We start from the raw sequence: 20,747 nt of genomic DNA, 5'->3' as shown, positions 1-20,747 counted from the left end.
AAACAAAAAACCTGACGTCATGTCAGGTTTTTTTATGAATTCTGCCCTACTCGTTCTTTCGTTAATCCAAAAAACGCCAGTGAGCCGATGACAGCTGTCACAAACATGATGGCTCCCATCGGAACGGCTGTTGTCTCATTAATGCCTACAAGCGGTGACACGATTGAACCGAGGAGCAGCGGGAGCATCCCAAGCAGCGCACTTGCACTTCCGGCGCGGTGCCCCTGCTTTTCCATGGCTAGGGTAAACGTGCTGGTCAGAACCATGCCGATCGTAATCATGTAAATGAAAATGGATATGACTAATGTAGCAAGAGGACCGTGAATCATGGTCATGGTTAATAGCACAGCCGTCGCAATCATAGCCGTAATGACCGCTATACGAAGCAGGCTTTTTTCATGAATGATTCCGCCAAAGCGTCCGATGATAAAGCTGCCCGATATAATCGCCAGCCCGTTAATGCCAAAAAGAATACTAAATACCTGCGGAGACACCCCGTAGATATCCTGGTATACAAAAGGCGTACCAGACACATATGCAAAGCTTCCCCCGTGAATAAATCCGACAGTTAACGCGTACCCCATAAAGGATCGATCCTTCAGCAGGCTGCCCATCGTTTTGACGGATGTTCCGATTGAGCTTGGAATCCGTTTTTCCGGCGGAAGCGTTTCTTTTAACCTCAATGCAATCAGAAGAACTAGTAAAAATCCGATGATCATGAGGACGTGAAAAATTGTATGCCACGTTGCGAACGGCAAAAGCAAAATGGCACCGCCTGTCATAGGCGCAACCATTGGCGCCACCGAGGTAATGACCATTAACAGCGAGAAAAATTTAGAAAGCTCTCTTCCGGTAAACACATCGCGGACGATTGCGCGAGACAGCACAAGCCCTGCAGAAGCAGTGAAGCCTTGTAAAAAACGCGCAGCCACTAAAGTTGTTATATTGGGCGACAGTGCACAAAACAGAGAAGATAACGCAAATAAAAATATACAGATTAATAGCGGTTTTCGTCTTCCCTGCGCATCGCTGACCGGCCCGACAATCAGCTGGCCGATCGTAAGCCCGACCAGACAGGCTGTTAAACTTAACTGAACAAGTGAAGCACTTGCTGATAAATCTTTCGCGATTTCAGGAAAACTTGGCAAATACATATCTATATTAAGCGGGCCCAATATAGCAAGCATGCCGAGCAGAAACGCTAGTGCCAAGCGTTCTTTTCCAGTTGGATTGTGCAGCATGTTATCAAACCTTCCCTTCAACCTAGTCCCTTATATAATGGATGTCAGCTCCAACTATGGATTGAAGCTGTGAAACATTTGTATATTGTATCATAACTTTCAGCCTGTGAAAGCCGCTTGAGCACGGGCTCGGCAAAGTGATATTCCGAACACCTATAAATGGGAATGATGCAGGGAATCATCGTGACCAGCATCATCTGAAGAAGCGGCCAGCTTTTTTTGCTAAGTTCTAGCCTAGCGAATTTTATGCGCTGGGAGGTTGTTCAAAAGTGCAAATGGCTTGCAAGATGAAATCAATCGTTGTATATTAATTGACGTGTCAATCATTGATATATCAATTAATAGTTTTGACAGGAAAGAAGGGATGGGTTTTGGCGTCATTTTGTTCAGAGGAAGCCGAGATTTTATATCAGCTGCAAGGCGTGAACAAGGTGATTGGCGTGAAGTTCGAGGCATGCACGGGCATCAGCCAATCTCGTTTGGAATTGCTGACATTGCTTTATCATGCAGATGAGATCAGTCAAAGCGACCTTCAAAAGAAAGTAAATATCGATAGCGCAGCCGTTACCAGACACCTGAAACAGCTGGAAGCTAAAGGCATGGTATCAAGGCGGCGCAAGCCTGAGGACAACCGCATCACCCTTGTTCGGTTAACAGACCAAGGAAGAGAGCGAATTGAGTCTTCTAAGAAGGAAAAGGAGCGTTTCATGAAGGAAATGCTCGCAAATGTAAGCGCAGAAGAACGCCGCCTGCTCATTGATGTGCTGGCGCGCATGCGAAACAATATAAATAATATCGAAGCTTAAGAGGAGTGTATCAACATGATCAAAACAAACGATTTTATGGAAATTATGAAAGGCCGCCGTTCTATCCGCAACTATGATCCGGCAGTAAAAATCAGCAAAGAAGAAATGACAGAGATCTTAGAGGAAGCAACAACTGCCCCATCTTCTGTTAACGCGCAGCCATGGCGTTTTCTTGTCATTGACAGCCCGGAAGGAAAAGAAAAGCTCGCACCGCTTGCAAGCTTTAACCAAACACAGGTCACAACATCATCTGCTGTCATCGCTGTATTTGCAGACATGAACAATGCAGACTACTTAGAAGAAATCTATTCAAAAGCCGTGGAACTCGGTTACATGCCGCAGGAGGTCAAAGACAGACAAATCGCCGCGCTGACCGCACATTTTGAAAAGCTTCCGGCACAGGTCAACCGTGAAACGATCCTGATTGATGGAGGTCTTGTTTCCATGCAGCTGATGCTGACTGCACGCGCGCATGGCTACGATACAAACCCGATCGGCGGATACGATAAAGAAAACATCGCGGAAACCTTCGGATTAGATAAAGAACGTTATGTACCGGTTATGCTACTTTCTATCGGAAAAGCAGCAGACGAAGGCTATGCTTCCTACCGTCTGCCGATTGATACAATTGCAGAATGGAAATAAAACAAAGAGCCCGGGAATGTTTTCCGGGCTCTTTGTTTTTAAGTACAGCCGCCGTTTGATCGTCTGATCTTTTTGGGTAACACGTCTGAAGTTAGTCGTTTAGTCATGAAAAAAGAGTGATGACCATTCATCACTCTTCTCTCGATTACTCTTTTCCTTTCTTCCTGCCGAACGGCCACCAGTTTCCTTCTCCAAAGGTCGCAATGATTGCCGGGATGAAGAGCGGAAGTATGACAAGGCCGTAAAGCAAGAGCCCGATGATGATAACACTTGCCACCTGCATCAGTGTATTAACACCTGAAGGCATCATCGCCGCGAACGTACCGGCCAATATAATGGCAGCTGTAATAATGACAGATCCCATTTTGCTCATTGACCTGACGACACCTTGCTCAATGCCAAGGTGCACCTCTTCCTTAAATCGATCCAGCAAGAAGATCGAATAATCTACCCCTAACGCGATCAAGATGACAAAGCTGAAGAATGGCACTGCCCAGCTGACACCCGCGTTTCCTAAGCCGTTTACAAAAATTAATTCTGTTATGGATATCGACGTATAGTACGTCAGCAGCAAAGACGCGATCATATAAATCGGCATGATCATTGAGCGGAACAAAATGGTTAACACGATAAACAGGCCTATAATCATAATCACCATTGTTCTGGAGAAGTCCGTTGTGGACAGCTCTTTTAAGTCCGCATTCATACTCGTGACCCCGCCGTATACGATCTGTGCATCCTCCAAAGGAGTGCCGTCAACTTCGTTTGCGACAGCTTTTTTGATTTGGTTTATTGTCGCAATAGCTTGTTCTGAGTACGGATTTGAATCCAGAACGACACTTAATTGAACACCTTTGCCGTCTGCAAAGGAATACTGGTCAATTGACTTCTTAAAGTCTTTGTCCTTCATTACTTGATCAGGAATGAATATGCCTGTATCTCTTACAGTTGGACTTTTGCTCATGTCTTCTAACATATCACTGGAAGCTGTAATACCGTCAGAGACTTTCGTCAGGCCCTCATTTGCGCTTTTTACGCCTTCGGACAGCTTCTTCAGGCTTTCTGTCAGGGTTCCAGCTTGTGCCTGCTGGCCTGAGAGCTGTTGGTTCGCTTGTTCAAGGCCGGTTTGAATCTGGCCAAGCTGTCCGCTTATTGCCGTAAGCTGCTGCACGGTCTGTGCGGTATTGCCGGTTTGGGAAATCTGTTTGCTCACAAGCTGCAGCTGCTGATTGATTTTGCCCAAGCCATCTGCCGCATCGCCCAGTGAACCGCCAGACCCTCCATTTGAGGCCGAGCCGGTTTGCCCTGCCATTTGATTCAATCCGTTTTCTATATCCGTTAATCCGCTTTGGACATCGGCAATCCCTTTTACCGTCTTATCCAGCCCGTCTGATACCGATCCTAGCTGGTTATCAATATATAAATCTTTGATTTTTTCACCAGTCGGCTGCGTAATGGTCATAACAGAGTCAACATGATCAACTTTCTCGATCGCTTTGCTGATATTTCCTAGATAGGGGATTGTATCAGCTGTTGTAAGATCTTTGTCTCCTTTTACGACAACATTGATCGGGAACGCTTTTCCTTCCCCGAATCCATCCTTAATGGCCTCGAGAGCTTTTATAGATTTATAATCGCTGCTGATTTCCGCAGTTGAGTCGAATGAAATCTGGTCATCATAGGTCAAGATGAACGGAAGCGTAATCACCATCGTGATGACAATGAACAGAAACGGACGCGCAACGGAGTGTCTGCCGAGAAACGCCCATAGTTTGTTATCACTGTGTGACAGCACTTTCTTAGAAGGCCAGAATAATTTTTCTCCCAGCGTCACCATAAATAATGGCAGCAGTGTGTAGAGGATGATCATTAAAATTCCCACACCGACTGCTACCCCTACTGCGGATTGGAAAATCGCAAACTTCGCAAATCCTAAGGCAGAAAATCCGATCAATACCGCAAATCCGCTGATAAATAAGGTTTTTCCCCCTGTGTGGTAAGCGGTAAGCGCCGCTTCTTTTTTATCATGCCCGTTTGCCAATTCTTCACGGAATCGTGTAAGAAGCAGTATGCAGTAATCTGTTCCAATGCCGAACAAGATCGCGACTAAGAAGGTTTGCGTAAACGTCGAGATAGGAAAATCAACATTGTATACAAGGATGCCCAGTATGGATTGACTGATCAGATAAGAAAAACCGACAACCACAATCGGGATAAAAGGCGTCACAACAGATCGGAACACGATCAACAGTAAACCGATGATCAGGCAGACTGTTATCACTTCCGTTTTCTTAAGCCCTTCCTCTGAGCTGTGAGCGAAATCCTGGTTGATAAGGGAAGCTCCCGTAATATATGCCGTCAAATCATCAGGAACGATTTGATAAATCTCGTCCGCAATTTTTTCCGCCTTTTTATCAGAACCTGTAATCGTGACAGGCATGAGAACGGTTTTCTTGTCTTTCGACATCAACTGGTCTTTGACTTCTTTTTCCGCTGACAGAGGAGATGTTACCTCTTCTACACCGTCGATCTTTTTGATTTTATCGATCATTACCCGAAGCTGATTCTCTGTTTCTTTCTTTAGAGCATGGTCTAATGTAAAGACGACACTGATCGAATTATTGTCTTCTCCCGCTTGTTTTAAAATGGCGTTTGCCCTTTCTGAAACAGCATCAGCGGGAAGCTGGGCCTGCCCCTTTTGATTGGCCAGCTCCGTTAAGTTCGGAGAAAACAAACTCAAAACGACGGTAAGTGCTAATACTATGGCTGCAATTGCCCACTTGAATTTGATGATTGCTCTCATTCGGCAGAATCTCCTCCTTTAAATTTGCTTTTTAAAATGGTGAATATCTCGATGATGGAATGTAAGTGTTCTTCATCTATATCATCAATCAGCGGTTTGAGCGCGTTAAAGATGGCAGAATCTAATTCTTCTAGTATGTGTTCACCACTGGGTGTAATGTTAATAAGCTTAGAGCGCCTATCACTTTTTTCCGGACCGTCGTCCCATTGAACCAATCCCTTTTCGAGCAGCTTTTTCAGTCTGTTAGAGATCGCGCTTTTATGTACATTTTGGTACATGGCCAGGCTGCCGGGAGAGGTTGGGCCCTTGACTTTTAAAATTTTCAACAGGTCTGCCTGTTCCCTTGAGATATGCTTGAAGACATCCTGATTGATTTCACGATGCACAAATTCTGTCCCTTCAAGCAGGACTTCCACAAACAGGTTTATCGCCTGACATAGCTTTTGTTCATTCAATATCTTCCCCTCCTCATTATAGTTTACCCCGCTAAACTTTATGTTCAATGTCAATTAGTTTATTCCCCTAAACTATATATGTCAACAAATTTTATTCACGAGCACTCTACACAAGAACACACGTTCGTGTATAATAGAAGCTATACACACGAAAGGGGGAATTTTAACATGTCAGATTTGGCATTCAAATTGTATGAATATAACGTCTGGGCCAATCAACAAATATTCAACCGATTAAAAGAGCTTCCAAAAGAGATATACCATCAAGAAATTCAAAGCGTGTTTCCGTCAATATCCCATGTATTGTCTCATGTTTATCTTTCTGATCTCGGCTGGATTGAAGTGTTTTCCGGCAAAACCTTGAGCGATGCGTTGGCTTTAGCTGAACAGCTTAAAGAACAGACAGAGGCTAAAGAAATAGAGGAAATGGAAGACCTTTTTCTGAGGTTATCCGAGCGCTATATACTATTTTTACAGCAAAAAGAACAGCTCAATAAGCCACTCCAGATTCAAAATCCCTCAAGCGGAATCATGAAAACAACTGTTTCCGAACTGCTTCCCCACGTTGTCAACCACGGGACATACCACCGCGGCAATATCACAGCAATGCTGCGGCAGGCAGGCTACGCATCCGCACCGACAGATTACGGGCTCTACCTGTTTATGAAAAAAACTGAAAAAGCATAAAAAAGCGGCTCCCTAAATGGAGCCGCTTTTTTCGGGAAATAGTCCAAATCACATTAAAATTCTTTTCATCAATCCTTTTTTAGTAAAAAAGATAGAAATTTTAGTGTTATAATAATCATTAAAAATAGATTGCTGACTCAATAAACAATTTTCAATGGAGGAACACATAAAGTGACAGACGACATGACGAAAGACAATATAAATCAGCAAACGTTGCAGAGAGGCTTGAAAAACAGGCATATCCAGCTCATCGCCATCGGCGGAGCCATTGGGACAGGCTTATTTCTCGGCTCGGGCAAATCGATTCATTTTGCCGGACCTTCGATTTTATTTGCTTATATGATCACAGGGATCATTTGCTTTTTAATTATGAGATCGCTGGGTGAACTGCTGTTATCAAACTTGAACTATCACTCTTTTGTGGATTTTGTACAAGACTACCTAGGCGATATGGCAGCATTTATCACCGGCTGGACATATTGGTTCTGCTGGATTTCCATTGCGATGGCTGATCTGACAGCAGTCGGGCTCTACACTCAATATTGGCTCCCGGGTGTGCCGCAATGGGTGCCTGGCTTAATCGCTCTAATTATTTTACTGATTATGAACCTGGCGACAGTCAAGCTGTTTGGAGAATTAGAATTTTGGTTTGCTTTGATTAAAGTCATTGCTATTTTGGCGTTAATCGTCATTGGCCTTGTGATGATTTTCAAAGGCTTTTCCACAAGCTCAGGAGTGTCCAGCTTCACAAATCTCTGGAGCCACGGAGGCCTGTTCCCGAATGGCATGCACGGGTTTATCCTCTCGTTCCAGATGGTTGTGTTTGCTTTTGTCGGCATTGAGCTTGTCGGGCTTACAGCCGGTGAAACAGAAAATCCTGAAAAAGTAATCCCTAAGGCGATCAACAATATTCCTGTCCGTGTGTTGCTTTTTTATATCGGGGCTCTTCTCGTGATTATGAGCATCTATCCTTGGGATGTCATCAATCCCAGCGAAAGCCCATTCGTACAAGTATTTGTCGCGGTTGGCATCGTCGGGGCTGCAAGTATTATCAACTTTGTTGTATTGACTTCCGCTGCTTCAGCATGCAACAGCGCTGTATTCAGTACAAGCCGTATGGTCTATTCCCTGGCGAAAGATCACAATGCGCCTGAGTCAATGGCGAAACTGACTCAGCGTAAAGTGCCAAGAAATGCTTTATTCTTTTCAGCTATCGTGATTTTAATCGGTGTTACGTTAAACTACATCATGCCAGAAGGCGTATTCACCCTGATCACAAGTATTTCAACCGTATGCTTTATCTACATTTGGGGAATTACGGTCATCTGCCATATGAAATACCGCAAAACAAGACCTGAATTAGCGAAAACAAACAAGTTTAAGCTTCCGCTTTATCCGTTTACAAATTACCTGATTCTTGCGTTCCTGGCGTTTGTTCTGGTTGTGCTGGCACTGGCACAGGATACTCGTGTTTCCTTATTTGTCACACCGGTTTGGTTTATTTTGCTGATTGTGATTTATAAAGTGAGAAAAGCGAAGCATCAATAACACTCGAAACTCCTGCCTCAAAAATGAGAGCAGGAGTTTTTTTGATGAAAATGACCTTTGCTTTTGAATTTGAAGGTATGCTATAGTGTTTGTAATCAAAACAAGAAGGGATGATGGGTGGACAATGATTAACTAATCTTATTTTTACCGTTTGAAATCAATATTTCAAATCAAAAAATAGGATTAGTCTGCCCATTTTCTATATATACGACCTGCTATTTATAAAAAATAGCTTATTTGATCATGCACAGGCACGGCTAATCCTTCCAACACATTTGGGAGGATTTTTTTATTCTCCCTTTAAAGCGAGGGATATGGATGAAAGAGATCGTAACATTAACAAACGTTAGCTATGAAGTGAAGGATCTGACTGTTTTTAAAAATATAAATGCCAGTGTTCAGCAAGGAGATATCATTGGAATTATCGGCAAAAACGGCGCTGGGAAATCTACGCTGCTGCACCTCATTCACAATGACTTAGCCCCTGCACAAGGTCAAATCCTTCGAAAGGATATAAAACTGGCTTTGGTTGAACAGGAAACAGCGGCATATTCCTTTGCGGATCAGACACCTGCCGAAAAGAAGTTACTGGAGAAATGGCATGTGCCTCTTCGTGATTTTCATCAGTTAAGCGGCGGTGAAAAACTAAAAGCGCGGCTGGCGAAAGGACTATCAGAGGATGCAGATCTGCTGCTGTTAGATGAACCGACAAACCACCTTGATGAAAAAAGCCTGCAATTTCTCATCCAACAGCTGAAACATTATAACGGCACTGTGATTCTCGTTTCTCACGATCGATATTTTTTAGACGAAGCCGCAACAAAAATATGGTCGCTTGAGGATCAGACGCTGATTGAATTCAAAGGGAATTACTCCGGGTATATGAAGTTCCGGGAGAAGAAAAGACTCACCCAGCAGCGTGAATATGAAAAGCAGCAAAAAATGGTTGAACGGATTGAAGCACAAATGAATGAGCTCGCTTCTTGGTCGGAAAAAGCCCATGCTCAATCGACGAAAAAGGAAGGGTTTAAAGAATATCACCGGGTAAAAGCGAAGCGTACGGATGCCCAGATAAAATCCAAGCAGAAGCGGCTTGAAAAAGAGCTGGAAAAAGCAAAGGCGGAACCCGTCACCCCAGAATATACAGTCCGCTTTTCAATCGATACAACCCACAAAACAGGAAAACGTTTTTTAGAAGTTCAGAATGTAACGAAAACGTTTGGAGAAAGGATCCTCTTTAAAAACGCAAACTTTACGATTCAGCACGGCGAAAAGGTTGCGATCATAGGCCCCAATGGCAGCGGAAAAACGACATTACTGAACATCATTCTGGGACAGGAAACAGCAGAAGGAAGCGTATGGGTGTCGCCGTCCGCAAACATCGGCTATTTAACGCAGGAGGTGTTTGATTTGCCTTTAGAACAAACACCGGAAGAGTTATTTGAGAATGAAACATTCAAAGCAAGGGGGCACGTTCAAAATCTGATGAGGCACTTAGGTTTTACAGCCGCCCAATGGACTGAACCGATCAAGCATATGAGTATGGGTGAGCGTGTAAAGATCAAGCTGATGGCATATATTCTGGAGGAAAAAGACGTGCTGATTTTAGATGAGCCGACAAACCATCTCGACCTGCCGTCACGCGAACAGCTGGAAGAAACACTGTCACAATACAGCGGCACATTGCTGGCGGTTTCACATGACCGATACTTTCTCGAAAAAACAACAAACAGTAAACTCGTCATCTCGAACAACGGCATCGAAAAGCAGTTAAACGACGCTCCTTCAGAAAGAAATGAGCGGGAGGAGCTTCGGTTAAAGCTTGAGACAGAAAGACAAGAAGTGCTGGGAAAGCTCAGTTTTATGACGCCAAATGATAAAGGGTATAAGGAGCTTGATCAGGCTTTCAATGAGCTTACGAAACGAATAAAAGAGCTGGATCATCAAGACAAAAATGACTGAGGGAGAAAGTTCAAGCGGCATTGCAAAGGACAACAGCTGTTGTCCTTTTTCTTTATATTTTCAAGCCTTCCCATGACCATAATGTTTCTAATGATGACTTATAGTACCCTGCCACTGCTTCCGGATAGGCATGTTGTGTTTGGGTAACGTAAGCGACTTTTCAGCATAGCTGTTTCCGCATACGTATATTGGTCATGGCATAACCCATCTTCTGATAAAGATAGACGGCTGTCTCGTTGTGCGCAAATACATGTAGAGCCAGCCTTTCCGCACCAAGCTCTCTTGCTCTTTCATCAAGCGTTTGAAGCGCCAATTGAGCAAGTCCTTTTCCGCGAAAGGCTTCATACAATCCAAAGGAATAGATAAACGCTTCCTTTTGCGGATGAAACGGATCAGCATACAGCCAGAGCCAGCCCATTCTTTCCCCTTGGTCATTTGTGATGTTCCAAAAATAATGATTGCTGCTGTCTCGCCCATTCGGAATCATGTTCTCATATGCCTGCTCCGATTTCTCAAATGCCTCTTTTTCCGTCCAAGTTCCTGACGTTATGTTTTGTTTCGCATAATTTTGCACGGACATCACTCGAAAGGCTTCGAACTCTTCCTCAGTCATGTCTTCCAAAGTGCTTGCCATCCTGTATTCCTCCTTTATAAAAAAAGCCCAGCTGATGCCGGACGAATAACGCAGAAATGGATCTCTATTTTACTGCTTCAGTTAATTCCTGGACTTTCTATTATTCGATAAGAACAGGAGATTTCCTGCAAATGGGCTTGTTCTTAAACATTAGTGAAAAGCTTACGTGTAACTCCCCATGATGATCATGATAGAAACAATCAAACAGATCATCGCTGGTATCGCCATGATGGCCGATTGTCTTGCTCGAAACATATGCGCATGAATGGCTCCCGCCATGAGAACGACAAACAGAACACCTGCTCCAATCGCTGCATTCCGATTCCAAATTCCCGCTGTCATAGCAAGTGCCCCGGCTATTTCAAGAATGCCAGTAACAGTCAGAAACCATAATGGATATTGATAATGCCGCCAATGCTCAACTTGAAAGGGAACGCGGCTTACCTTTATGATGCCTCCCGCAAGCATAAAAACTGCCAAACTGACTTTCAGAATAATAGATATCATCTTACATCATTCCCTTTCGGAAGCATCCCGTATATCAAAAGATTCACAACCTCTGCTGCGAGGCTTGCCGGATCTTTGATTCCGGTTAACAAAAATGAATCGGTTAAATGTTCAATCATGCCGACCAAACACTCAGCGACAGTTTCCATATCCAGTTCAGAGTGAAAATAGCCAAGCCGCTGTTCTGCTTCTAAGTTCTCTTTCAAAACCATCGCCAAGTCTTTTTTCATTTGTTTTGCTTCCGGGTTGAGAAAAAAGCCGATCTTGGTTAAATCCTTGTCCTCAGCCAGACATTGAAAAACAGATTCCACAGCAGACAGCACCCGTTTTGTCACATCCTCCGTGTTTAATCCGTTTTCCAGAAGAAGTGACTCTGTCAGCTTTCTTACTCGGAAGTGAAAATCGGTGATTAACTCCTCAAAGATGGCTTCTTTGCTTTGAAAGTACAGGTAAAATGAAGGCTGTGTGAACCCAGCTTTTTTTACAATCTCACTTATCTTCGTGTCATGGAATCCCCGAATCGAAAATTCATTAGCGGCAGCTTTGAGTAACCGTTTCCGGCTTTCTTCTCCTTTACGTCCTTTTTTACTTTTCAACGAGGACCACCCCCAAAAATAATACTCGAAAGTAATGTTACTCACGAGTATTATTTCATGGCATTAGCTTCATTGTCAATGATTTCAAACTGATCCTGTTTGCCAGCTTCCTTTATTAAAAGGTCTCATGCATTTCGAATAACCGAATCAATTCATTGCTTCCTATATCAATGGCTTTTCATTCACTGATAATTGAGCATCACTCCGGGGCCAGATAGAGTTTTGCCCGTAAATGCAAGGAACAATTGGGTGCAGCGGCGCATAATGTACTGTACAGAAAGATGGAAGGGTGTGATGGGATGCCGTCTACAGTAATCAACCTATATTATTTGAAGATCAACAGTATTTCGGGCAATGGTTCAATTACAATAGGCGAAGCTGCTTATAACAGCCCTACCAACAATCAAAAATCTCAAGGGACCAACTCTTCTTTCGGTGATACATCACCTACAGAATCCGTAATGGAAAACTTCTTAAACGATCCTGATGTAAATGACCAGACATCTATCGGCAACTCTGATACATCCAACGTTAATGCTCCTCCGATTGCACCACCGCCAATTTTAGATTAAAGGGGTTTCGTCTATGCCATATCAAATTAATATCGCAAATATTAAGATCAACGGCGTCACGCAAAACGGAAATATAGATGTCGGTCCGACTGTGCACAACAGCCATACTGCGAACAGCAAATATTTTGGAGCAAACTTTTCCTTAGGGGATCTTTCGCCTACGTCTTCACTTTTGAACACTGGAAATATTGATTCAGACGTTAGTGACCAAGACCAAATCGGAAACCCTTCTGCGCCGATTTCAAATCAAATTTAAGGAGAATCTCATATGGATTTCGAAAAAATTCGAAAGTGGCTTGAGATTACGAATGAATATAAACAAAGTGACTTTTGGACAAATGTGCTCAAATATAAAGCCCCGGAACATTTTTTTGATTCCGAAGCTTCTACGTTTGTTTACGACTTTTATCAAGATGAGGAATATAATTTTATCATTGTGGAAATGCCCGGTGTGTATGAGGAAGAATTAACGATCCGTTTACTGTCTAAAACCCAGCTGCTGATCAAAGGAACGATCACGCCTGTTTTTCCAGCCGAAATGGAAGTGCTGCGTGAACGGTATTACGGAGAAATTGAGCGAATCATTCAGCTTCCCGAAGCCGCTGAAACTCATTTGTTACAGATTCAGCTGTTAAACGGGCTTCTGCACATTTCGTACCCAAGACAAGTTGAAACCATTGCGTTCAATAAGGGGCTTTAAGATTGATTGTTCCTTCATTCCTTATCCATAGGGACTGATATATGGTCTTTATATTGATCCACATAAATATCCCCATTACCCAGCAGCACTGCGTACACGGTCTCTTTCACCTTTATGTCTCTTTTTCGCAATTCTTCCAAAAGCCAGGATTCCGTCAAACGATTCTGCTTTAAATTATTCTCAATGATTTCTCCGTCCATAATAAGTTCTATCGGAAGCCTTTGTTCTTGGTTTACCGCAATCATTAAATCCTGTTTGGTCACATGCCGGAATTGCGGTTTTCTTAACACAGTCAGCTGACCATTCGTTTCAAGAATGGCAAAAAGAACTTCTTCGATATTAAATATTTCTTTTTCCCGTAATTGCTGATTTAAATAATCAAGTGTGTAACGCATTTTCCTCATATTTGATTCAAGTATCTTCCCGTTTTGAATCAGCACTGTTGGATCTCCGGCAAAAAATTTCCTCAGCTTCCTGTTCTTTATCGACAGAAACGAAATTAGAAAAATGGTTAGCACAAAAATACTAAACGAAATGGCCATATTGTGCGGTTTTATTGAAGTATTGTAAGCTAATCCGGCAGCAATCGCCCCTAGTGTGATCGCCGCAATAAAATCAAAAATCGTCATTTGAGAGATTGTCTGTTTGCCTAAAATTCGTTCTGCGATTAACAGCAAGCCAAAGCTGGCAACCGTTCTAATGACAACTTCAAGTTCAATCATGTTATGGCGCTCCCCGCTTCCCAGATTGTTTCGGCCAAAAAACTCCTGTTGCTATCATTGTTTGGCTTAATATATCCATCTATACCAAAAATATTGTTCGGTTCAGGACAGAATGAACCGACTGCCTTTCGGATATATTAAATTGCGATTGGCCGGAAGAAAAGCCAATCCCATGACAAATCTAATTCATCATTGGTCAGGTGGTAGCATGAATTTCACTTGGGAATCTCTTGTTCTCATTGTAGCCGGGGTCATTTTGCTGAGAATTTCAGGAAGGAAATCAATCGCACAAATGACGTCAACTCAAACGGTTGTCATGATTTCGATCGGAACTATTATCGTTCAGCCAATCATCGAGTACAGCCTCTTCAAAACATTAATTGCAGCGGCAATTTTCACAAGCACACTCATCGTTATGGAATGGATCCAAATGAAATCGAACACCATTGAAAAGATGTTAACCGGAAAAGCAAAAATCGTCATTGAAAACGGACAGCTTCATATCGAAAACTTAAAGAAGATGAGACTTACAGCTGACCAGCTTGAAATGCAGCTAAGGCTTCACGGCGTTACGGCTATACAAGATGTCAAAATTGCGACATTAGAGGCAAACGGGCAATTAGGAATAGAATTAACTGATGACGCCAAGCCTTTAACAGTCAGGGATCTGAAAAAACTCATTCACCCCGATTTCATAAATAAGGATGGACAAGCCCAGTCTGGCAATCAGAATATTTTTGATGAAGTTGGTAAAAAAAATAAAAAAAACGTCCCTAAAAAGCTGCATTAACAAAAGGCGCTTGTGGCATTTTGCAGGTTTTTGTCTCTTACTGAAAGTTTTTGCCGTTTTGTTTAAGCAACTGCTGCTCACACACCATATTGTATAAACAGTCATAACAGAGAGGAGAGATGAATGATGAAATTCCCAGTTTATATTCATTCGATATCCGGGAACAGCGTTTTTAATAACGGATTTGCAGTTTCCATCAGCCCGTTCTCTGTGTCTAAAACAACAGAGGGTTCCGGTGGGAGTAATACAGGTTTGGTTTTTGAATCCAATACTTTAAGCCAAACAAGCTCCGCCAATCAAGCCCAAAATGTAACATATGCGATCCAAGAGCTGCTTTCCAAGCTTTTAGCGTAAAAATTAAGAAATAAACACTTCATGAGGTGCCGTATGGCTTTTCCAATTATTCACACGAACTTTTGGGATGCTGTGATAGCTGTTCCAATCATCATATTGATAACCCAAATCCTCAAAATATTATTGAAAATCCCCAAAACTTTTGTACCGTCAGTTGCCTTAATAACAGGCCTTGTCATTTCTGTTTTCATAAGCCATCGACACAGCCTCTTTTCTGGCGTATTTATGGGCTGGTTTTATGGCTACGCTGCTATAGGCTCCTACTCATCATTAAAAACGACCATCTTATCCTTCAGGCAAACGAAAAACGATACATCAAATTCATAGATGACATATAACGATCTGCCGCCTCTTTATCAGGCGGCTTTATTTCTGCTGATAGGTTGATCATCTTCAAAAGAGATGCTCATTCACTCGCTATTATTTTTACCATTATGTTGATGCAATGATATAAAAACGCAATATCATAGAAGTAAATAGACTGCCAGCGTCCTCTATGACGGCTACTTCTGAGTGAAAGGAGTTTTTGAAGCATGCGATCTCAAATCAACATCTCAAATCTCACGATAAATGGAATGACACAAAACGCCAATACAGATATCGGACAAAACTTGCAAAACAGCCATACTGCGAACAGCAAAAATTACGGAGTGAATTTCACATTAGGAGATTACTCTCCTTCTCATTCAATTATTATTTCAGCAAGTTGTGATAATGATACAAGTGATCAAGGGCAGGTTGATAACCCTTCTTCGCCTAGTGAAGAATAAAAAAAGAACTCATTTGAGTTCTTTTTTTGCCTTATTTCTTTATTCACCTTCATATAATCGATAAACCCTTTTCAGCTTTTGTTCAAGCTGTTCAAAATGAACAAAACGGGCTTCTCTTAGAAACTCAGTCCCATCAATGAACAAAAGAAGCACAGGAACGGTGAAAACTGAAAATCTGCCAGCGACCTCTGCTACATCGTCAGCATTGATATGCCCCAATTTGATGTTTGGAAACTGATCCAATACTATTCTGAGCTGGGGCAGGACTGCGTGACATACTGTACAGGCAGGCCTTGATATATAAATAAAACTGAATTTGTGCTGTTTGATAAAATTATCTATAGAATCTAATGAATGTAATTCTGTCATCTCTTTCATCCATTTACTCCTTCAAATAGGTCTGTCTTTTATAACCAAGCTCATCAATACGTATCATTCACTATACTGATTTATATTTATTATATCCGCTTTTTTACTTTGCAGAGTACCTGCAAGCTTGCCGAAAATGTCAAAATAAAAGAACAGTTACTGACAAGCAGCAACTGTTCTTACATACTTTCGTATTAAAAATGCAAAGCGTAAGCTCCTGAACCGATGAGTGCAACCCCTATGGAAACTGCAATGAGCACCAGGTTATATTCAAAACCTCCGGCGCCATTCGCAAAACCTTTCGCTCCATGGACTTTTACGATAGCACCTAACATGATGATCGTTATGATAGCAGCTCCAAGCGGGAGGAATACGCCTAAAATAAATAGAATTCCGCTTACTAACTCCCCAAGACCTGATAGAGCGGCCGCAACGTTTCCTGGTTTCACCCCAATTGATTCGAACCATTGTCCGGTTCCTTTAATCCCGTATCCGCCAAACCAGCCGAATAATTTTTGTGTGCCATAAAACAAAAACACCACACCAATCATTATACGAATAAGCAACAGTCCTGCATCTTCCATTTGTATCTCTCCTCATCTTTAATTTTATCTAATTCTTTGCTGACGGTATCCAGCAATCATCAATTGAATATATGTTTCTTTATTTTTTATGTGTCAAATCAATCTAACTCTCTTACTTCAAACGGCAGCAGCCCTTGTTCAATTTGTGTGCGATGCGGTTCATATTGCACAGGCAGCATCAGTTTTTCGCCCATTGTTTCCTGTGTTTCATCATGTGCAAAGCCTGGGGGATCAGTTGCGATTTCAAACAGGATTTCCCCGTGTTCCCTGAAGTAAATGGCATTAAAGTAGTTTCTATCCCGAACAGGAGTTACACCATATCCGTGCGAAGCAATATATCTTTGCCAATCTAACTGATCTTCATCATCGTTAGCCCGCCAAGCGATGTGATGCACCGTTCCGGCCCCCATTTGCCCGCGGCCAATAGGCGTTAACTTAAGGTCAATCACATTTCCGATATCACCGGCGGAACGATAACGAACGAAGTCTCCTTCTTTGCCGACTCGCTCCAGCCCCATGATGTTTTCTAAAAGGTCAGCGGTTTTGTCAGGCTGCGCTGATAATAGGGTTGCACCCCCAAAACCTTTAATGGCAACATCGGGCGTTACATCTCCGAAAGTCCACGTATTAGCCTCTCCTTCTTCTCTTTCCACGATTTCTAAGTGCAGTCCATGAGGATCATCAAATTCTACATATTGTTCCCCAAAGCGCTCGATTTTGGTGTATAGAACGTTGAACTTTTCTAGTCTCTTTTCCCAAAATGCCATAGCCCCTTTCGGCACGACATACGAAGTCACGCCAACTTGACCGTCTCCAATGACGCCTTGGCGGGCTCCGGCCCACGGAAAGAAGGTAATGATTGTTCCCGGCTTCCCGCCTTCATTCCCAAAATAAAGATGATACGTACCTGGGTCATCAAAATTGACAGTTTGCTTGACCAAACGAAGCCCAAGCACTCCTGCGTAGAAATCTGTGTTCTCTTGAGGGTGACCGACAATCGCTGTAATATGATGAATTCCCATCGTTTTTTTAGCCATTTTTATCCGCTCCTTTTACATATACTCAACAAACTCATTCACAGGCTTCCGGTAGCCGCGCGGTCTTCTGCTCTCTGTTTTTTCTTTTCCAATCGTAATCATCATGACAACTTCAAATTGGTCGTCTATGTTCAAAATCCGTTTTACGGCTTCCGCATCAAAGCCGATCATCGGGCAGGTATCCCAGCCTTTTTCCTTAGCACTCAGCATAAACATCATCGCAGAAAGTGAAGCATTCCTTATCGCCTCATCTCTTTTAAATTGTTCTCCCCTGTTTTCATAAAACGAAACGGTGTCGTGCACCATGTGGTCATACTCTTGCTTATTTAATATCCCCAATACCTTTAAACCTTCATAGATATCAGCCGCTTGTTGATATGCCTGCTTATCCCCTAATACCAAGAGAACGGCAGAAGAGCTAACCACTTTATATTGTCCGTTTGCGGCCTGCTTCAGTTTTTCTTTTACGTCCTGGTCAAGAACCGTCACATATTTTGTATGCTGCAAATTAAAAGCCGATGGCGCCAATGCAACCAATTCAAACATTTCATTGAGGTCTTCTTTTGTGATTGGATGACCTGAAAGAAAATTGCTTGCAGATCGTCTTTCATTGACTAACTGTATAAATTCAGCCATTACGATACACTCCCTTTTATCTCGAATTCGAGATATTTTATTATAAAAAATCCATATTGAATATTGTGTAAAAGAAATGACAACGGATTGAACACTTAGAGATGCGCTTGATCGCTGATCTTTCCGACCAAATATCTCAAATTAAAATATCTTGAATATGAGATAATAGTAAAATACAGATCTTCTCATGTCAATAGGTTTTTGAAAATTAGGTGGAAATTTTTCACTGACGGCAGCATTTTAATAGCGAATCATCACTGTTGTTACATAAGAACTCATTTGTTTGCTGTATGACCTTTTTAGCATAGCTCCAACTTTTTTTCTGTCACCTTATTTATTAGTAAACAGGAAACAACGTTGCTATAGACCCACTCGAAATTGAATTGGTATGATAAACGATAAACAAAGTGATTACACAGGAAAGGATACGGAGAGCGTATATAGAGCACTCCTATTTTTTTGTGCAGTTTTATAGGAGGAAAAAATGGCAAGTGAAAGAGAACAAATAAGCAGAAAAGTTGCTTTGATTGCATTGATCGCCAATCTGATCTTAATGGCAGGAAAGGTCTTTTTTGGGCTGGTAGGCGATAGTGAAGCCGTGTTTGCAGACGGAATACATTCCGCGGCAGATGTCGTTGCTTCGATTGCAGTCTTGGCAGTGATCGGAATTTCCAATAAACCGCCCGATCAAGACCATCCTTTTGGTCACGGAAAAGCTGAAGTCATTAGTGAGGCGATTGTAGGAATTATCTTAGTGATCGTATCCGTTTATATCCTCATAGAAGCGATTCTGTCCTTTGTTAAAGGGCCAAGCGTTCCCCAATACAGCGCATTGTTTGCGGCTCTGATTTCGTACGTGGCTAAGGAAATCTTATATCGTTATTCTATAAAGCAAGGGGAAAAATGGAACAGCAAAGCGATTATAGCGATTGCGTACGATCATAAAGGCGATATCGTTGCCTCTCTTGCCGCTTTTATCGGCGTCCTGTTGGCTATCATCGGAAACACCCGCGGATGGTCCTATCTGTTGTACGCCGATGCCATTGCCAGTGCAATCGTTGCTTACCTCATTTTTAAGATTTCAATGGAATTAATCAGGCCGTCTGTTGATGTGCTCATGGAAAAGAGTGTTGATCCCGAGCTGATAGAGGAATATAAAGCTGTTATTTTTCAATGTGATCAAGTAAAACGAATTGATAGAATCCGCGCGCGAGAACATGGCCACTATAAATTGCTTGATGTCCGTTTATCTTTGGATCATGATTTGACAATTAAGCAGGGACACGACATCGCCCGCGAAATTCGAAATGAAATCAAAAGACAGTTTTCAGATGTAGAAGAAGTGCTCATCCATGTAAATCCTTATTTCGAAGAGTGAAAAGCTCCTTTTTAGAAGGAGCTTTTTCTTTATGATGCAAACTTTACCTTTAGAACTCGCCGTACTATATAATGTGTGTATATCAATCATAGGCACAGAAAGGTTGTTAGAATGAAGGAATTTTTTTCGATTGGAGAAGTGTCAAAGTTATTCAATGTGAAAATCTCTGCTCTTAGGTATTATGATGAAATCGGTCTTTTGAAGCCGGAATATAAAGACGAGAAAACGAACTATCGATATTATTCCACCCAACAGTTTGAGCGGCTGGATACTATCAAGTATTTGAGGGCCTTAGGTCTGCCAATCCATAAGCTGCTTGATTTTTATAACTCTCAAAATACAAATACCCTTCTTCATCTACTAAAAAGCCAGCAAGCTGAAATTGATCGCAAAAAGAAAGAATTGGAACGCATCGAACGAAAGATCTCCCGACGCATCACACATATAGAAGATGCCGTTAACATGCCGTTACATCAAATTTCAAAAATCAAACTTCCCGCAATGCGTGTGGCTTACTTGCAGCATGAATATGTTCTCGGCCATGATATCGAACATTCGTTAGCTGAATTGAGAACCCACCTGAATGTAAACGAAGATATATTCATAGGCAAGATCGGTTTATCCATTTCTGCAGCAAATGTGAAAGCAAAACAGTTTGACAAATATTCCAGTATATTTATGATTCTTGAAGATGAAAATGAAAAAACTTCTTCAGAAATCATCTTTCCTTCAAGAGAATATCTGCAAATTAGGTTTAAAGGGTCACATCCAGAAGCCGAACCATACTACAAAAAATTACTGGCATATATGAAAGAACATCATTATGAAGTAGCAGGGGACTCAATCGAAATCACACTCATTGATTATGGCATTACGAATAACCTAGATAATTACGTGACTGAAATCCTGCTGCCCATCAAATAATCTCATGAATATGTTTTGATCTCCCTT

General features: G+C 42.1%; 25 protein-coding genes. 14 read left to right on the top strand and 11 right to left on the bottom strand.

The window, feature by feature from the left end; genetic code table 11:
- Positions 1-32: 32 nt before the first annotated feature.
- Positions 33-1,241, bottom strand: coding sequence for an MFS transporter (locus NSQ12_RS03170; protein ID WP_339175892.1), 1,209 nt, complete (start codon positions 1,239-1,241; stop codon positions 33-35).
- A gap of 311 nt (positions 1,242-1,552) precedes the next feature.
- On the opposite strand from NSQ12_RS03170, the gene NSQ12_RS03165 reads away from it, so the two are divergent.
- Both NSQ12_RS03165 and NSQ12_RS03160 read left to right on the top strand, forming a co-directional pair.
- The gene (locus tag NSQ12_RS03165) at positions 1,553-2,047 is read left to right on the top strand and encodes a MarR family transcriptional regulator (protein WP_015252703.1); all 495 of its coding nucleotides are present in this window, start codon (positions 1,553-1,555) and stop codon (positions 2,045-2,047) included.
- A gap of 15 nt (positions 2,048-2,062) precedes the next feature.
- Positions 2,063-2,692, top strand: a complete 630-nt coding sequence (locus tag NSQ12_RS03160) for a nitroreductase family protein (RefSeq protein WP_003234135.1) — start codon at positions 2,063-2,065, stop codon at positions 2,690-2,692.
- Positions 2,693-2,837: 145 nt separating this feature from the next.
- On the opposite strand, the gene NSQ12_RS03155 is transcribed toward NSQ12_RS03160, so the two are convergent.
- Positions 2,838-5,495 (bottom strand): MMPL family transporter, encoded by a 2,658-nt coding sequence (locus NSQ12_RS03155; protein WP_327839297.1) that lies wholly within the window; start codon positions 5,493-5,495, stop codon positions 2,838-2,840.
- A complete protein-coding gene (locus NSQ12_RS03150; RefSeq protein WP_042977030.1) occupies positions 5,492-5,950 on the bottom strand; it encodes a MarR family transcriptional regulator in 459 nt (152 codons plus the stop codon). The genes NSQ12_RS03155 and NSQ12_RS03150 overlap by 4 nt, the downstream gene beginning before the upstream one ends.
- A gap of 168 nt (positions 5,951-6,118) precedes the next feature.
- On the opposite strand from NSQ12_RS03150, the gene dinB reads away from it, so the two are divergent.
- From dinB to vmlR, 3 genes are all read left to right on the top strand, one after another.
- Positions 6,119-6,637: a damage-inducible protein DinB gene (gene dinB / locus NSQ12_RS03145; protein WP_120363273.1), complete on the top strand. Its 519-nt coding sequence runs from the start codon at positions 6,119-6,121 to the stop codon at positions 6,635-6,637.
- A 171-nt stretch (positions 6,638-6,808) separates the two neighbouring features.
- Complete coding sequence (locus tag NSQ12_RS03140; protein ID WP_014475969.1) at positions 6,809-8,185, top strand: amino acid permease; 1,377 nt, start codon at positions 6,809-6,811, stop codon at positions 8,183-8,185.
- A 318-nt stretch (positions 8,186-8,503) separates the two neighbouring features.
- Positions 8,504-10,147 carry an ABC-F type ribosomal protection protein VmlR gene (vmlR, locus tag NSQ12_RS03135; RefSeq protein WP_227058623.1) on the top strand — a complete coding sequence of 548 codons (1,644 nt, stop codon included), beginning with the start codon at positions 8,504-8,506 and terminating at the stop codon, positions 10,145-10,147.
- Between the two features lie 160 nt (positions 10,148-10,307).
- Here vmlR and NSQ12_RS03130 read toward each other — a convergent pair whose 3' ends face one another.
- The 3 genes from NSQ12_RS03130 to NSQ12_RS03120 all read right to left on the bottom strand — a co-directional run bounded on the left by NSQ12_RS03130 (position 10,308) and on the right by NSQ12_RS03120 (position 11,884).
- Positions 10,308-10,781 (bottom strand): GNAT family N-acetyltransferase, encoded by a 474-nt coding sequence (locus tag NSQ12_RS03130; RefSeq protein WP_227058622.1) that lies wholly within the window; start codon positions 10,779-10,781, stop codon positions 10,308-10,310.
- A 162-nt stretch (positions 10,782-10,943) separates the two neighbouring features.
- Positions 10,944-11,288, bottom strand: coding sequence for a DoxX family protein (locus tag NSQ12_RS03125; RefSeq protein WP_015715317.1), 345 nt, complete (start codon positions 11,286-11,288; stop codon positions 10,944-10,946).
- The gene (locus NSQ12_RS03120) at positions 11,285-11,884 is read right to left on the bottom strand and encodes a TetR/AcrR family transcriptional regulator (RefSeq protein ID WP_131227149.1); all 600 of its coding nucleotides are present in this window, start codon (positions 11,882-11,884) and stop codon (positions 11,285-11,287) included. The genes NSQ12_RS03125 and NSQ12_RS03120 overlap by 4 nt, the downstream gene beginning before the upstream one ends.
- A gap of 299 nt (positions 11,885-12,183) precedes the next feature.
- Here NSQ12_RS03120 and NSQ12_RS03115 point away from each other — a divergent pair, with 299 nt between their 5' ends.
- Genes NSQ12_RS03115 through cotP form a run of 3 tightly spaced genes read left to right on the top strand, consistent with a single transcriptional unit; the run spans position 12,184 to position 13,156 of the window.
- Entirely contained in the window at positions 12,184-12,456 is a 273-nt protein-coding gene (locus NSQ12_RS03115; protein ID WP_003243854.1) for a spore germination protein, read from the top strand.
- A gap of 13 nt (positions 12,457-12,469) precedes the next feature.
- Positions 12,470-12,712, top strand: coding sequence for a spore germination protein (locus NSQ12_RS03110; RefSeq protein WP_003234151.1), 243 nt, complete (start codon positions 12,470-12,472; stop codon positions 12,710-12,712).
- 12 nt (positions 12,713-12,724) lie between these two features.
- Positions 12,725-13,156 carry a spore coat protein CotP gene (cotP, locus tag NSQ12_RS03105; RefSeq protein ID WP_015715315.1) on the top strand — a complete coding sequence of 144 codons (432 nt, stop codon included), beginning with the start codon at positions 12,725-12,727 and terminating at the stop codon, positions 13,154-13,156.
- A 14-nt stretch (positions 13,157-13,170) separates the two neighbouring features.
- Here cotP and NSQ12_RS03100 read toward each other — a convergent pair whose 3' ends face one another.
- A complete protein-coding gene (locus NSQ12_RS03100; RefSeq protein ID WP_003234156.1) occupies positions 13,171-13,878 on the bottom strand; it encodes a DUF421 domain-containing protein in 708 nt (235 codons plus the stop codon).
- Between the two features lie 208 nt (positions 13,879-14,086).
- Between NSQ12_RS03100 and NSQ12_RS03095 the strand changes: the two genes are divergently transcribed.
- The 4 genes from NSQ12_RS03095 to NSQ12_RS03080 all read left to right on the top strand — a co-directional run bounded on the left by NSQ12_RS03095 (position 14,087) and on the right by NSQ12_RS03080 (position 15,792).
- Complete coding sequence (locus NSQ12_RS03095) at positions 14,087-14,668, top strand: DUF421 domain-containing protein (protein WP_003234158.1); 582 nt, start codon at positions 14,087-14,089, stop codon at positions 14,666-14,668.
- 123 nt (positions 14,669-14,791) lie between these two features.
- Complete coding sequence (locus tag NSQ12_RS03090; protein WP_029317348.1) at positions 14,792-15,022, top strand: spore germination protein; 231 nt, start codon at positions 14,792-14,794, stop codon at positions 15,020-15,022.
- A 33-nt stretch (positions 15,023-15,055) separates the two neighbouring features.
- Positions 15,056-15,349, top strand: a complete 294-nt coding sequence (locus tag NSQ12_RS03085; protein WP_009969672.1) for a hypothetical protein — start codon at positions 15,056-15,058, stop codon at positions 15,347-15,349.
- A 206-nt stretch (positions 15,350-15,555) separates the two neighbouring features.
- Positions 15,556-15,792, top strand: a complete 237-nt coding sequence (locus NSQ12_RS03080; protein ID WP_003244342.1) for a spore germination protein — start codon at positions 15,556-15,558, stop codon at positions 15,790-15,792.
- Between the two features lie 39 nt (positions 15,793-15,831).
- Here the strand turns inward: NSQ12_RS03080 and NSQ12_RS03075 are convergent, their stop codons facing one another.
- The 4 genes from NSQ12_RS03075 to NSQ12_RS03060 form a co-directional block, all read right to left on the bottom strand.
- Positions 15,832-16,170 (bottom strand): thioredoxin family protein, encoded by a 339-nt coding sequence (locus NSQ12_RS03075; protein ID WP_024572376.1) that lies wholly within the window; start codon positions 16,168-16,170, stop codon positions 15,832-15,834.
- 185 nt (positions 16,171-16,355) lie between these two features.
- On the bottom strand, positions 16,356-16,745 hold the full coding sequence (locus NSQ12_RS03070) for a DoxX family protein (protein ID WP_003234169.1): 390 nt from the start codon (positions 16,743-16,745) through the stop codon (positions 16,356-16,358).
- Positions 16,746-16,843: 98 nt separating this feature from the next.
- Positions 16,844-17,782 carry a ring-cleaving dioxygenase gene (locus NSQ12_RS03065; protein ID WP_163138434.1) on the bottom strand — a complete coding sequence of 313 codons (939 nt, stop codon included), beginning with the start codon at positions 17,780-17,782 and terminating at the stop codon, positions 16,844-16,846.
- A gap of 15 nt (positions 17,783-17,797) precedes the next feature.
- Positions 17,798-18,418, bottom strand: coding sequence for a nitroreductase family protein (locus tag NSQ12_RS03060; RefSeq protein ID WP_015252716.1), 621 nt, complete (start codon positions 18,416-18,418; stop codon positions 17,798-17,800).
- A gap of 484 nt (positions 18,419-18,902) precedes the next feature.
- On the opposite strand from NSQ12_RS03060, the gene mneP reads away from it, so the two are divergent.
- On the top strand, positions 18,903-19,796 hold the full coding sequence (mneP, locus tag NSQ12_RS03055) for a manganese transporter MneP (protein WP_015252717.1): 894 nt from the start codon (positions 18,903-18,905) through the stop codon (positions 19,794-19,796).
- 111 nt (positions 19,797-19,907) lie between these two features.
- A complete protein-coding gene (locus NSQ12_RS03050; protein ID WP_327847348.1) occupies positions 19,908-20,720 on the top strand; it encodes a MerR family transcriptional regulator in 813 nt (270 codons plus the stop codon).
- The last annotated feature ends 27 nt before the right edge of the window (positions 20,721-20,747 follow it).

The organism is Bacillus sp. PS95 (assembly GCF_037963565.1).
Classification (GTDB): domain Bacteria; phylum Bacillota; class Bacilli; order Bacillales; family Bacillaceae; genus Bacillus; species Bacillus subtilis.
The sequence above is the reverse complement of the archived record's forward strand: the minus strand, read 5'-3'. Positions and strand labels throughout refer to the sequence as shown.

Coding starts and splice junctions, on each gene's coding strand:
- NSQ12_RS03170 (WP_339175892.1), bottom strand. CDS start 1,241: ATGCTGCACAATCCAACTGGAAAAGAACGCTTGGCACTAGCGTTTCTG.
- NSQ12_RS03160 (WP_003234135.1), top strand. CDS start 2,063: ATGATCAAAACAAACGATTTTATGGAAATTATGAAAGGCCGCCGTTCT.
- NSQ12_RS03155 (WP_327839297.1), bottom strand. CDS start 5,495: ATGAGAGCAATCATCAAATTCAAGTGGGCAATTGCAGCCATAGTATTA.
- dinB (WP_120363273.1), top strand. CDS start 6,119: ATGTCAGATTTGGCATTCAAATTGTATGAATATAACGTCTGGGCCAAT.
- vmlR (WP_227058623.1), top strand. CDS start 8,504: ATGAAAGAGATCGTAACATTAACAAACGTTAGCTATGAAGTGAAGGAT.
- NSQ12_RS03130 (WP_227058622.1), bottom strand. CDS start 10,781: ATGGCAAGCACTTTGGAAGACATGACTGAGGAAGAGTTCGAAGCCTTT.
- NSQ12_RS03125 (WP_015715317.1), bottom strand. CDS start 11,288: ATGATATCTATTATTCTGAAAGTCAGTTTGGCAGTTTTTATGCTTGCG.
- NSQ12_RS03115 (WP_003243854.1), top strand. CDS start 12,184: ATGCCGTCTACAGTAATCAACCTATATTATTTGAAGATCAACAGTATT.
- NSQ12_RS03110 (WP_003234151.1), top strand. CDS start 12,470: ATGCCATATCAAATTAATATCGCAAATATTAAGATCAACGGCGTCACG.
- cotP (WP_015715315.1), top strand. CDS start 12,725: ATGGATTTCGAAAAAATTCGAAAGTGGCTTGAGATTACGAATGAATAT.
- NSQ12_RS03100 (WP_003234156.1), bottom strand. CDS start 13,878: ATGATTGAACTTGAAGTTGTCATTAGAACGGTTGCCAGCTTTGGCTTG.
- NSQ12_RS03095 (WP_003234158.1), top strand. CDS start 14,087: ATGAATTTCACTTGGGAATCTCTTGTTCTCATTGTAGCCGGGGTCATT.
- NSQ12_RS03090 (WP_029317348.1), top strand. CDS start 14,792: ATGATGAAATTCCCAGTTTATATTCATTCGATATCCGGGAACAGCGTT.
- NSQ12_RS03085 (WP_009969672.1), top strand. CDS start 15,056: ATGGCTTTTCCAATTATTCACACGAACTTTTGGGATGCTGTGATAGCT.
- NSQ12_RS03080 (WP_003244342.1), top strand. CDS start 15,556: ATGCGATCTCAAATCAACATCTCAAATCTCACGATAAATGGAATGACA.
- NSQ12_RS03075 (WP_024572376.1), bottom strand. CDS start 16,170: ATGAAAGAGATGACAGAATTACATTCATTAGATTCTATAGATAATTTT.
- NSQ12_RS03070 (WP_003234169.1), bottom strand. CDS start 16,745: ATGGAAGATGCAGGACTGTTGCTTATTCGTATAATGATTGGTGTGGTG.
- NSQ12_RS03065 (WP_163138434.1), bottom strand. CDS start 17,782: ATGGCTAAAAAAACGATGGGAATTCATCATATTACAGCGATTGTCGGT.
- NSQ12_RS03060 (WP_015252716.1), bottom strand. CDS start 18,418: ATGGCTGAATTTATACAGTTAGTCAATGAAAGACGATCTGCAAGCAAT.
- mneP (WP_015252717.1), top strand. CDS start 18,903: ATGGCAAGTGAAAGAGAACAAATAAGCAGAAAAGTTGCTTTGATTGCA.
- NSQ12_RS03050 (WP_327847348.1), top strand. CDS start 19,908: ATGAAGGAATTTTTTTCGATTGGAGAAGTGTCAAAGTTATTCAATGTG.